At 51.9% G+C, this 14,533-nt stretch carries 1 protein-coding gene (cut by a window edge); it reads right to left on the bottom strand.

The features are described from left to right. Positions 1-14,533, bottom strand: partial view of an anthrax toxin-like adenylyl cyclase domain-containing protein gene (locus KBW69_RS08415; RefSeq protein WP_257280591.1) — the 5' portion only. 14,828 nt of this gene lie to the left of the window's left edge; only the first 14,533 of its 29,361 coding nucleotides appear in the window; its start codon is at positions 14,531-14,533; its stop codon lies off the left edge, out of view.

Below are 14,533 nucleotides of genomic sequence, written 5' to 3'. Positions count from 1 at the left end.
AGCCGTTCAAGCCTGAAGCGTCGGGTGATTCTTGAACCAGTGAGATTATCTTCGAGTCAGTATGCCTGATTTCCATTTTGACATGATGTTGACCATCAGCCGTTGCCACAATCGATAGTCTGGAGCCAGGATTAAGCATTCCGATATTAAGCAGCTCACTTTTGCCTTGTGCGATAGGAATGATATCGCGGCCTGTTGAAATAATCGGAGTGCGAACCGGAGCCTGAAAAGCACCATATTTCTTCCTTACCGTAATGGCTTCCACAACGCTTTCGATCCGCTGCATTAGCTGTTGTCTTTTAGTTTCCGGAAAGGTTCTGTCCTCGGGAAATCGCGACAATATATCTTCATGCATATCATCCGTCAGGCTTTCAATAGAATCCCAGGAAAAAAAACGATCCAGTGTGTCGACTTCCCGGTCACTCAGAATGGAGGTAATGGCCTCGACTTCCGCAAACCTGAACAGAAAATTCACTCTCGTCTTTTTTTCCTGATCAGGATCAGACGCTCGATAGATGAAATATCGTTCGAAGAAAAAATGGGTAAGGAAAGACCTTATATTCTCGCTGACCGGCCCCGTATCAATGCGCTTTGCGTATTGATGAGCCAGGATCCGGGCATTCAGGAAATCGGGGAACACTGATTTTGTGCTTTTTCGATGAATAAGATCTTCAACCATGGCAAACGGGTCACCAATGGCTCGATAATTACCATTTAATGTTGCCTGGGTTCTGACAGCCCAGGGTTCCCGTTGCTCGTTACGAGTGAACCTTATGTTTTCAAGTGGCGTATTACCGGTAAAATCAGGATTAAGGCGAAGTTTGTACTCTTCGGCATCATCACCTAATGACTCCAGGCTTTTATTAAACCGGTCAACAAAATCCTGCAGCGACTCCACTCTGGACTGGGGAACAGCCCTGAAGCTTTTTTTCAGCTTTGACATTACCCGGTAGTAGGTTTTCTCATTATATTCATCAAGGGTCAGAGGCCCGGCGATGACCTCAATGATCGTTCTACCACGATGAGAATCCGTTGATATACTGAGAAGATTCCAGCCCCGACGACGGCCTTCCGAAAAGGCGAGGAGTTTTCGTTCATCACCTTCCGGGAGGGGATCTTGTTCATTAAGGACGTATATATTGAGATACTCTTGCTCAAAGCCAAGCCGGTTGGGTTGGTCATCCATGGCAACAGGGACAACCTCGGCATTGGCTTTTAGTTTGCCATACAATTGCGTGAAAGTTTTAGAATCCCCATCTTCAAAATGAATGTAAAAATCCCGGTGCATTCTGTTCCTAATATCAATGGCGCTCAGGTTTACACGACGACTATTGAGTACCTCCCTGGCCACTTCTGCCAGACTGCTACTACCGATACCTTTACCGGCGACAGGGGCCGTCGCGGCCATTATTTCCACAGCGACCCTGAAGAAGTTGTATTCATAGTTCCATTCACCAAATGCTTTACCCAGCGTTGGGTCTACCCGCAACTGGGTAATTGAACCGGATACGCCCGGCTTGTTGCCTTGCGCAGCCTCGGGGTCGAAGACTTGTATTCGTCTTTTATCTAACCCGGACTCCGACACGCCCCCCAACCTGGAAAGATTTTCCGGAGTGTCAAAAACCAGTATTAACTTGAGCTCTTTTGGAAAACGCTCCCCGGGCAGACCGGAATCCAGGTCACTCAACTTTCTAGGACGAGCCAGGTTCCCTGGCAGGTTTTGAAGGTATTGATTGAAACGTTGGCCGGTATCATTATCGCTTAAAAAATCAATCAGACTCTCATTGAACCGGTCAACAAAATCATCATACTGATCACTTTCTGCAAATTCAGGTGTATTGGCTAATAAGCCAATCGTGTTGCCGCTTTCCGGCATGATAACCAGGAGAGATTCTTTTTCTGAAGCTTTTGTTGAAACAAAATCATTGGCAGCTTCAGCGGCTTTTAAAAGAGCATCGGGTGTTTGCCCGGAATTGAACAGGACAACATCGCTGGTCTCTTTATTATTAATCCTGACACCAAATGAATAGAGCCCGTCGGGCTGTTTTATGTACTGCCATCGACCATCCTGTGTTTTCAGTGCAACGGATGTCCTGTCATTTCCATCAATGGCAAAAATCTTATTACCGGCCAGCTCGATTTGATCAGGAAGCTGATCAAATCGTTGATAATTGGCCAGGATAAAATCCTGAACCGCTTTGATTTTTTTCGGATCGTCCGGATCATCGACCTTGATTATTTTTTCCGTTCCGCCCTCATCCCAGGGGCTGACCCAAAACCCATCATCCTCTTTTACGACAATGATATTCAGCTCTGACCGCAGCAGATAGAAGGGTATTTTTTTCCGCAATACCCGGTCAACCAGATCGGCTTTCACCGGCACATCGACAAAGTCACTCTTTATGTAATCCCCTGCGGGCAGTCGGCTTTTTAACTCAGCATTCAGGCTACCATAGCGCACCTTCATGGTAATACCGTCGATCAAACCCTTTCCCAGGGGCTGGTCACGCGGTGGCTGCAATACCGGTGGGCCAGTCACTACCCGAATATCGGTAACCCTTACCTCCTTTTCCAAGGCTCTTAAAATCGGCAGCTCGGCATTCCAGAAATAATTGTCGTACCTCAGCCCACCTTCCGTGAAAACATAAACCCTGCCTTGAGCACCCGCAGCAAAATAAGAGCTCGTAATGACAACATTCCTTTTAAATAACTTATAAAGCACATCTTTAGTTTTTTCCGGGTACTGCCCCCTGCTTAGTTTCCGAAGTTCGTCACCCATTGACAGCAGCTGGGCCAAACCATTCAAATCCATATCAGTAACGACTTTCTGCTTTGTGTAGTTTTCGACCATTATTTTATAACCAAGCAAAGCTTCACGGCGTTTTCCATACCAAAATGCCATATTACTTTGGTCGTCTGCATCGAAACTGAATCCCAAACGTTCCATACGGGAAATCAATATCCCTGTTTTTGGCAAACTGCCTTCCAGCACGGAGTCCACAAACAGTGTTGCCAACCTGTTAGCCTCAGTCTCGTTGACGAAAACGTGAGGAAGCGGATTCTCATTTTTCGGAATTCTTTCAGAAATCGAGCTGATCAGGGTTTCCCTTACATTGGCCGGTATCGCCTCTTTAATCGCCTGTTGATCAAGCCCCGGAATAACGACAGGAAGAGACTCGCCATTATCCGCCTGAATACGTCGGTGAACGTCTTCAATGAGTTCCAGTTTTTTCAAAACCCAGGGCGAAATATCCGGGGATTGCGGGGTATCAGGAAGGGGGCGGTCTGGCCTTGCACTGCGAACCAGGTCAACAGTCTGGCCGGACAGGGTTTCCAGTTTCAGTATCGGGTCAGCATCAGCCAGTTGAATGGCTTTTGCGTAATTCTTTTCCCACTGAAACATCAGGCCGGTCTCTTTTTCTACCAGAATGTCCTTAATTTCAACGGAGCTGGCAGGTATCGGGATGGGACGCCCTTCAAAGCCGCCATCGCGCTTTTTCTGTTCTATCTGGCGATGAGCAACCACCAGCGAGTCCGCACCGACCGCCAGACGTCCCTTGATGAGTGAGCCACTCTCACTGATGACCTGATAAATTCCCCCCTTAAAGGCCGCATAACGATAAAGCCGGAACCGGGCAGATGGTTGATCCTCACCAACCATGTCCGTCAATACATCAATAACACGCCGTTCTATCGGTTGGTCAGAGAGCAGAACCCGCATTGAACAGGAAGCACCCACCACTCTTTTGCAGGTTTTGGAAAGGACGATGCCAACAGAATCTTTACCGTCGTCGGCACGGATGATTTTCGTGCCAGAAGGCTGGTATTGCTTACCATTGACCAGATAGAAATTCCCCCCCGAATCACTCCGGACAATCGCCCGGGATCGTGCCCTGACCATAGGCTCAAGGTCTGTTTCCGAAGGGTCAAGGACGGTATAGGGATTTCCTGAGTTATCAGCAGCAAGGTCTGCCATACCGTCCGCTACGGCCAGGTCTCCTTTGCGATTCCCTTTTGCTGCCAACTCAGCCATTACCGTCATACGTTGCCGGGCAGGCTGATCCAGCAGAGTCTGTTTGGACAGCTCCTGCCAGAGTTCCTCACTGATAGCGGCAATGAATTTCTGCTTATCCCAGGCGGCCGCCCCATCGTAGTGAGCCAGCAAAAACCTGACCCATTCGGTAATGGCACTGTCCTGCGGATATTGCCGGATGTACTCAATAACCTGACCGACCGCTTTACTGGCTTTGGTAGAGGGATGTTCTCGCACCAGCCATTTCAGGGAAGCCTCAAAGCCAGCCTTGTCACCATTGAGCATTTTCAGGTCGTGGGGTGCTTCATTAACCAGAGTTTGGTATAAGCGGTTATTCTGGACATCGGGCAATGCCGTTGGTTGCAGATCACTGAATAAGCCAATTCGTGAACCCAGTTCATCAAAAGAGCGCGGGTCCTCGCCCCAGACTTCCTGAACCAGACTCTGCGCGCCCTCGAAGGAATCCTTCCGTTCAGGCGGGGTTCCGGGCAGGGGGTTTTCAGTGGTGGAGCGAATGAATAAACCAATTTGGTCCTTGTAGCGAGCCATCAATCGGTTGGTGTCTTCATGCTCGACATTGGTGGCCTCGCCAACCACTCGAAAACCATCCTGTTGCAATTGCTTCCTGAGTTTTTCGGCCTGCTTGCCCAGGTTTTCGTTATCCGAAAACAACATCAATGGCAGATGCCTGGACACCTTGCGCAGGTTTTCTCTGATATTAAACCGTTTTGCCAGGCTATTGATCAAACGGCCAGTACCGGGGACAACACTCAGGCCATGAGCCACGACACTGGCCCCAAGACTGGCCATGGGACGATCAAGAATAAACGCCGCAGGCAACTGTTGCCGAACCGCAGCCATCTTGGCCAGATGCGCTCCGACAGAGGCTCCCATAGAATAGCCGTGAATCACAATACGACTGGGGTCTATATTGCGATCGTTAATCAGGTACGACAGCATGGTCCGGGCATCATCCGTCAGCCCTTTCATACCGGGAGAGCCATCACTGTCGCCAAACCCCCGTCCGTTGACCGCCAGGAGATCCATGCCCTGGTTACGGTAATGCATCCAAGCGGTTTTGACCTGTTCTTCACAGGATGAATGAGTTCCATGGAGAAACAGCACGACCTTTTTATCCGCTGCCGGGCCATCATTGCCATGATGAAAATACCCCTTGAGCCTTCCACCTGTGCCCTCCAGGGTGATCCGTTCCGAGCGGCCTCTTTTCACTGCGTCGTCAAGGAGTGCATGGGTAGACTGATCCATGTAACGCCGGTCATCCGTTGAACCATAAAGCTGATCGTTCAGGGCTCTGCCAATGGAGCTGGCTGGTAGTTGATCTACCGGAGGAATTTGATCATTGGCCAACACCACCGATTGGTAATCAGACGACAGTGCATTAGTTTTTTTCCCCACAGGGTTATTGGCCTTCACGGGATCGCCCTGACTCTGGGAAGACAGCGTCCCGAGGCCTGAACTATGAGCGGCTGCCAACCCGAACAAGCGGCTGACGGTGCTGCCAAATACCTTTTCAGTAAACTGCTTTCTGTCTGCCATCCCCAGTCGCACGATCACCGGAGAATCGCCGGGGCTGTCAGAAGCAGGGGCAATCACCTGGCTTTGCTCCAGCTTCAGGTCCGGACGCAGCACCATCTCAATGTTACGACCGGTGGTTAAGTCAATCCTGTGCTCATGGGCCAGGAGCTGGGCCATACGACGTTTTCCACCCAGCTCGCCGGGGCCATTCAATTTAATCAGGGTGTCGACATCTTCCTGCAATGAACTGGTCCAACCCCGAAACACAGCCTTTTCTTTATAAAGATCCAAATCCCAGGTGATCCGCATTTGCGGAAATACCATGGCATCGTCTGCACTGCCCGTCAGAAGGATGCTGGAGGGGCCGCCCTGTGACGGTTCAATGGTGTAACCCTCTCCGGACTTGATAGCAAACCGGTCAAACGTTCCGATTCCCAGAGTGTCAGGCTGGCCCGGTGCACCCGGCGTCATGCCAATGGTTCCCACAGGCTGATCGGTCTGCAGGACCATCCTTTTGATGGTTGAGCTTTCCCCGGACTTAATCGTCAGGCTCTTCAGACCCGTCATCTCCATCAGGCGGGCTAAGGATTCCAGCGATTCACTGGTCACCGTCTTGCTGGCCCATTGCCCGGCAACAAACTCCGCAAGGGGTTTTACCATTCTGTGAGCCAGCTTTTTCATCCCCGGACGATTATCCATCCCGTTCGGGTCATGGCGGGCTACTTTGACCAGTTCCCTGCCCAGACTTTCCAGGCTCTGCTGATCAAGCCCTGAAATCACCGTGCTCAGCTCGCCATTAAAATGTTTACTTGATTGCGCAAGATGCTTATAGGCTCGGTCAACTTGTGAAAGAAACAGCCCGTTCTGAGCGGGATCAGCCCCCGGTTTAATACCCTCCTTCAGGGCAGAAAGTTGTGCCAGTAGGTCAGCAGGTGGAATCCCACGGCCAGAGCGTTGATTTAACGGACTTTCCTGACCCCAAAACTGCATCAGTATATTGGGGGACGAAGCACTGGCCCCAATGACTGGCTGCCTTGTGGCCTGGGGCATCATTCTGTGAAGCACCCGTTCCGTACTGTCAGGCTTCACCGGCTGCCAGGGGCTACCGGTATGGCTCACGGGCAATTGATAGGCAGGGAGCACCTTCCCATCCCGGTATCTGAGACTGAGGGCATGGTCAAACACCTCGGCAACCGCCGTGTGAAAATCCCGCTTGACTGAATGCCCGGCAGGCAGTTGACCAAAGCGACCCAGCGAGAGTTTATCCAGCGCCTCTGACAGTTGCCCGGTAAGACCCGTCAGTTTTCGCTTGCCCAGATAGGTTTTAATCGTCTCGATATCGCTCTCTGGCAACACCGACACCAGGGCATCGGTTGGCGACACCATCAGCCCGAAGCCATCAGTTTTGGGGCTGACTTGTTCCAGGGTGAAATAGTATTCAGTCAGTAAAAAGTGCATTAAAAAGGCGGTGAGGGAACGGCTCGGCGTCTTGCCACTGTTGTCTTTAGCCAACTCATTAACCAACCCAGTGGCAATGGTTTTTGCCCTTAGCACCCGATCCTGTTGTATGGATGAAGTGTTGAACCGGCCAAGGACCGAAAATGAATCAGCCAGGTTTTCATAACGGGTTTCTACATAACTGGTGGGGACATAACTGACCGGGTGCCGTTCATATTGTTGTATGGCGATGTCGGTGCCAATGGTATTTCCCAGCCGGTAGGCTGACTGATCATTCCCCGTTATCTCTTGCAGCTGCTGGTTATAATCGGCAATGACCCTGTCCAGGGATTTCTGCTGTTCCAGTTTTATACGGGTAAAACTCCTGAGCAGCAGCCGTTTGGCCTGCTGGAACTCCTTATCAGCCACTTGCCCGGCCGGAACGACCAGAATAATTTTCCCTCCATCCTCTCCGGGTTCGGCTTTTAATCCGAAGCGGATATTCGTGGGTTCATCCGTATCGACAGCCGCCGTCAGCAGGCGCTGGTAACCCGCCTCCGGTTCGCCGGTAAGCCAGACGCCCTGAATGATATCTTCAAACCACTGGACACCCTGGGCACTGGTTTTGGGAACCGGCAGTGGATCCGATGGCAAAGGTTTGCGGTTCAATGGATCGAACCCCAGTGTTTTTCTGATCAGCGCCTGCTGTTCTGTACGCCGTTGCTCCGGAAAGGCCGATGATTTGCCTGCAACCTGAAAAGCTGAAGCCGTCAGTTCAGAGAACAGCCCGGTATGTTGTGACAACCAGTTGGAGGTCATGCCTCTGTCACTGGCATAACCAGGGTCAACATGAATAACACTGAGTGACCCCTGACGATTATCGGAAGCCTGCCGGTCAAAGGGCACAGCCTGGTTGAATGGTTGTCCATCAACCTTATCACTACTCTGATGGCCTGAGTGTTTCAGGACAATCAGCTGCCTCGTTTCCTGAGGCAGCGCGACCTGCGCTTCACGGCCCGTGTCACCGGCCATCAATCCCGACCGGACCAGCTCAGCCAGAGTGGCTGGCCTGCTGGGACTGTCAGTGGCAGACAGCAGCCCGGTATACTGCCGAAAAGGCTCCGTAGCATCCGCAAAGTAGCTGGCCAGGGTATTCAGCTTCGCCAGTTCGTCCCTGACATTGCCGCCGGAATCAACGACAACTTTCTGGTATTCCGGTGAAACCCAGACGAGTACCCGCCCCCCCTGGCCCAGCCTTTTGAAAGGATAAAGGCCGGTATAGTCGGTTCCACCCGGCTGGCGAATAGTGTGGAGATTGCGGGAATCCCGAACCAACAACCCACTCTGGTCGGAATTATGGTCCAGAGACTGAAAAATATCGCCCAAACCCGCACTGACTTCCTTAGACTCAACATCAGTGATGCCAATGGACAATGTGCGGGAAGTGGTTATGTCCTGTTTCGCTTGCGGGCGGACTGCTTTCAAAAAACCTTCCGGCAGCTGTCGTATTGAAAAAGAGTGCCCGGTCTCAGGGTTTCTAACAGACAATGCCAGCGGTGGCTGACTGCCTTTGCCAGTCAAGCCCAATGATTCAGCTGGCTTGCCATCAGAGCCATCAGAGGGTTGCTGGGCGTTTTTATCCGTCGAAGTCACCGCATACAGTTGATTTCCGGCCTTGAAGACTCTTACCCCGTCCTGAAGATGAATGGCGCTCTCTTTCTCAAGCGTTTGATAGATTTTTTTCAGGGCACCCTCTGCCCTTTTCGAATTTTTGTGAAGGACTCTGCCTAAATCAACGTCTCTCTTTGCCTGACGTAAAATGATATTCCTGTACTCTTCCTTTGACGACACCGGAAGATCAGAAAGAAGAGCCGGGTCAATAACCAGAGAGGGGCGAGCATCTTGCTGCAAATCCCGGGCAACGCCCTCCAGTTTGCTCACCGCCTGATTTTTGATAAGCGCAATATCCTGATGAATATCAACACCAAGGCGTTTAAATTTATTGCTGGTTTTATCCAGGGATTCGAGCCATCTGCCACGATAGACACCCAGAGCCAGCCTGAATTGCTTTCGGGCATCCGGTGATTTGAGGGTGTCATAGTAATCAGCAACCGCTCCCGCCAACTCAGACAACTCAGTGGGTGAATAGCGAGTCTGGCTTTTATGAATTTGTTCAATCCTTTCATACAGCCTGCCAGACTGATGAATGGCTCTTACCGCCCGAAACATATCGGAATGAGGTTCGGACCAGATTCTGAGGTTGTGTGGCTCTTCGGCGACTAAATCACTATAAAGCGATGCCCCGGGAAGATCATACAGGGGAACCAGCCTGAAGCTCTCATCCATCCCATAATACTGACCCAGGCTCAGCAACTGGCTGGTGCTGTATTTCCAGATATTCCCTGCCGGTCCCATGTCATCTTTGCCTGCTAACTGGACAGACCTGAGCAACGCCGAACCCAACAAACCGGAAACGGCTTCCCGAAGCGTTGAATCGGGTATGCTCTCAATACCCCTGGTGCCGATTTCAATCACCGGTTTGCCGTTCTCGGGGATAAGGACATGACTCTCAAACAGAGCTTTATCGGGATGAACCAGAACACGAACCTGTGGCTCACCGGCATAACGGATACTTTTTACGGTTTTCCCCAATACCTTAAGCTTGTCGTTTAATGACCCGGTCAAAAATACGTCCGTTATTTTGCTGATATCATACTGAAGGCGTGAAGTGGGAAAATCGTGATTACGCACGCCCTTGTCATAGTGGCCAATATCAAACTCCATGGAGATATAACGGGCAGGAAGGTCAAGTCTCTTTTCCGGATACAGAACGATCTTCAGTCGTCCCGGACTTTTTTCTGTCAAATAATCCGGGCCAAACAGCCGATAGGAAAGCCCTTCCTCTCCTATGGTTGACACAGGTGCCCGGTCTGGAATAGCAGGGCGGGCAGGTTCATTGAGCTGTCCTGACTCAAGGATTTGCAATAGCGGGGCCAAACTAAACCGTTCACGAAAACTGATCCGGTTGTCTTTTCCAAGCCTGTTCCTGATCTCCGATGGTGTTACACCAAGAGGCTTGTAGGAACGGTTTCGATAGGTCAGGAACCCATCCACAACATCGTAGTATTTGAGGATACTGGACACCTGTTCAAAGGTATCCGTTTGATAAACCCGACCTTCAGGATCAATGAATAAAATTTTATCATCCCGCTCGGGGTATTTGATGTTGTCCTGTTCTGTGCCATGGTGACAGACTTTGGGCAAACCCACTTTCGCCGCCGCTTCATTGATCTGGTCGATCATGCTTTCCTGAAAATGAGTCAGGGTTCCCTTGTTCGGATCAAACCTGCGCCTCTCACGCGTACCCAACCCTTCAGTCACACGTCGATAAGCGGACAGCCAACGCGCTCTGGCCAATTCGCTGGAAAACTGCCCCGCGCCCTTGTTCGCGGATAACCGTTCAATTCGAGCCGCCTCTTCCCTGATGCTATTGCCCAGGTCGGCTGAAGAACTGTCCAGGCGCTTGAACAGGGCAAACAGGTCAATGTCTGCCGTAAACAACCGATGGGAGCCATCGTCATTGACTTCTGCCATGACCTTCAGGGGGCGAAAATCCTTATATTCCGGACGCTTAATGCCGTACTCTTCACTTTTATACTCGACACTCCAGAGGGAATTGGACTGCCGGGTCAAACGATACTGGAACAGCACCGGGCGCTCACCGGCCCTGCCATCGCTGGATTCAATGGCGCGAGTCACCGTTGCCAGATAGCTGCCATCCTCCAGAGCTGTCAGCGAGCCCAGCTTTCCCTGTGCCAGTCGGCGCTCAATGGCGCTCCAGTCCATTTGCAGCTGAACGGCCGCCATTCCCGGCAGGCGGGATGAATGGACATTCTGGCTGTTCCCCTTTTCAATATGCGACCAGTGTTCCAGGCCGTCTTTTCCAAAGACCTTGGACAACGCGGAATCAAAAGGAATCAGGCCCGCCTGTATGCCCCAGTCCGCACTTTTGCCCTTCACGCTTAAACCTTTTGTGGCAATTTTTATACCCTTGCCCAAACCATGATTGAGCAGGTCGGACGCGTCCGGGTTAATGGGTCGGGTGGCAATCAGTGCCTGGTTTTTACGGGCTATCTCCCTGAATCCTTGCCAAAGGGCCTGCGGTACACCAGAAGCCGCAAAAGCCTGGTCACCCTGGAGCAGATTTCCCGCCCACTGTTCCAGAGAGACGGGCTGCACTTTCGAGGGGGCCGACTCATCGGGACTGCGACGCTGTCTGTCACTTTGCCGGAGGCTTTCTGCTATCGGGTCATGACGTGAGAATTCCAGGATGGCACCTGTCGGGTAATCCTGGAGCAGCGTAAAATATCGGGTACGGGTCAACTGAAACCATTGGCCTGCACCATTCACCCGTACCTCGCGCTCGCCGCTGTAATCCCAACCATCAGCCTTGGCCAGGCTGATTTGTAAATCAGCCATTTCCTGTTGCTGTTTGATGGCCGTTGCAATCACTTGAAAACGATGGTTCCAGCCTTGATACAGAGCCATACGACGATCGTCCGGCAAGTCATTGCCAGGAGGTTGTCTGTAAAGCAGCGTATTCAAAGCTGAGGCTGAAGCCGGAGGTAAAATCCGGTTTTGCATCAGGGCCGTCAGTGACTCCGCAACAAAATGGAGTCTGGATTGGCGTGCCAGAGGTGACACAGCCTGAGTGTCATCTTGAATCGTATCGGGAACCGGCGTCGACTTCCGGAGCGGCTGGCAACTTGCATCCCCGTGAAAGGCGCTGAAATCGTTCCAGAACGCCTCCGGTTGCAGCCGCTCATAAATGACCATGGACAAATAGTGAAGGAGAATTGAGCTGCCCCGGTCGCTGTCTGGAGCCAGCTCAGCCAGAGCGGTGGACTGAAACGGGGCAAGATCAGAGTCCAGGAAACTGCCATCCAAAACCAGCTTGGCCCCCTCGCCGGTGATATAGAGACCACTTTTTAGCCAGGGGCTCAGAGACACCAGCACCGTGAAACGGTCCGTCATGTCATCAGGCAAGCCTGAATAACCCAGCAACCGGGTAAAGGCCAGATCGACGTCTCTTTCGATCTGGCGAATGTCCCGGGATGAGAAAAAGTACTCAGGCTGGTTGCTGTCATTGGCGGTCACTGTATCCAGCATCAACTGAATATTCAGTTCGCCTTTATTTATAATTTTGCTGAATAGATAACCGCTTTCATTAACATATCCAAGCTCCCGCAAAACCGTTCGATAATGCTCTCTGGCCAGGTCAATGGCTCTGGAGATATCATTGCGTGGAATCACTTCCTTTTGTCCCAGGGCAAAATCTGAGGGCTGGATTTTCCACTGACCTCTAGGGGTTCTGTAACAGGTCCAGTGCTGTCCATTGCCGCGCTGCCATGACAACTTTTCCCGGGCATCAACCGAAGCGACCCAGGGCTGGCCAAGATCATCAACCTGGGTCAGCTCACGGGCCACTTCCAGAGTGTTCAAGGTTGCCAGCCCTGCTGGCAGGGCAGTCAGCACCTCCCGGAAAAATCTGACAATGCGCTCATCGCCCAGGGCGGGATCAGCAAGACAGTATATCTTTATTCGGTGCCTGGACTCATGCAACCACTGACTGGCAAGACCGGCCGCCAGGGCTGACCCGGAAAAGCCTGATAAACGACCATCTGCTGCCAATCGGCCCACCAGCACCAACAGCCCTGACGATGGCGGTTCAGCAAAAAAGTCCAGGGCATGGCCAGCATTGAGGGAAAGGGCCGATAGCCACTGTGTCGCCTGTGGGTAACTTTGATGGAGGAATCCGGCGACGGCCTGAATGCCCTCTTCCTGACCCAAAGGAAGAACATATTGCTTGAGCCTGCTGTTGTTTTTTTCAAGATGAAATGAAAGGCTTTTTTGCTGAGGATCCACCGCCAGGGCCAGGTGTTCTTCGGTCGACAAGGTCCCCCAGCTGGTCAGCTGCTTCCCTATTGGGTGCTGCTCCGGGGGCAAAGGCTGTCCGCCCAGCGATTGAATGTATTCGGTCATCGCCTCCCTGAGTAACTCATCGCCATTGAGAAACAGGTTAAGGCTTTCATCCCCGCGCAGCAGTCCCAACCGGTAAGCACCGATCCGGGCCAGGTCCAGGGGGAAACCATGATCCTTCGCCGCGTCCAGCTGGCTGAAATAAAACCGTCGGGTCTCCTGCCAGTTGTAGGGTTCAGCCGCCCCCAGGGCACGGTCTAAAAATCGGTACCTTTTGACCATCAAAGCCAACACCCGTTGTACGACAGGTGATCCCTGCCGGGCTGCCATCATGCTGGCGGACAGACGCCCACGGGATTGCCCAGCCTGAATAGTACCGGGAATCAGGCCCACCTGATTGATTGACCGAAAGGGTTGCCGGGTGACACTGGCTGCCGCCAGCAATTGCTGACGAATCCCCGGTTTGAGATCATCCAGCAGCTTGAGGCTGTCAATGTAGCCACCGCGAAGCGGTTGCCGGAGTTTGTCCTGACGGTGAGGGAAGTCGTCCGGGTGGCTCTCCAGGACCGCCTGGACAATTCCGGCTTCCAGCATCTCTTTTGGCAGGCCATCCCGTTCAATTCCGGTTAACCAGTCCCGATCTATGCCGGGCAGGCTATCCGGCCTGACAATAAAGCCACCGGCACTGAACAGGATCTGAAACCGGGCCAGATTTTCCGCTCCGTTGATATTTCCTCGCAGCAGCTCATTGAAGTAATCACTGGTCAGAATGTTCCCTTCTGGCCATAGCGATGCAATATCCCGAACGTTAACCCGCGCCTGATTTCCGCCGTCACTTAACTGGCTCAATGCTTTCCTGGCATAGAGAATCTGCTGATTAAACTGCTCCCTTTCAACGGCCAGTTCTTTGGCAGAAACGTGAGTGTATGAAACCAGAAAATCCTGCACCGCCCGATCAATGGAAGCCCCCTTGTCGTAGCTATTGAGAACATGACTGACAGCACGTCGCTGGGCATCGATGATTCGACTGATTAATTGTCCCGAAAACGGCTCAATGTCCCGGGCATTGGCAACATCGGCGAGTGCCCACTCTATGATGTATTTTCGCATCAGAGCGGCCAGGGAAACCCTCTGGTCCTGCCAGAGATGGATTTGATAATCCGGGTTGGCCCTGATCCAGGCTTTCAAATAATCCAGGCCATTCCTGTCCAGTGGCTGAAGCAATAACATGTGAATGGTTTTGGGCGGTTCTTCAAGGGTGCTCTCGAGAAAAGCCTGAACGGGGGATAACACCGCGGTGACCCAGTCTTTCTTAAAAGGTTCCTGCTGCAGGTACTCCTTCGCCCTGGTTTCTATCTGGCTGGCAGCCAGCCAGCCTTTGGCGGATGTTTTCTCCCGGATGGCATCGAAAGCGCTGTAACTCTCCATTAACTTGCGGTAATGAACCGTACTGCGATCTTCCAGAGATAGCTCGTTGTCGGCCATTTCCAGAAACTGGCTGAAATCAGGCTCTGATACTTGATGACGTTTAGCATTCTTACCAGACAT

Origin of the sequence: Endozoicomonas sp. ISHI1 (assembly GCF_024606225.1) — a bacterium.
Lineage (GTDB): Bacteria > Pseudomonadota > Gammaproteobacteria > Pseudomonadales > Endozoicomonadaceae > Endozoicomonas_A.
The sequence above is the reverse complement of the archived record's forward strand: the minus strand, read 5'-3'. Positions and strand labels throughout refer to the sequence as shown.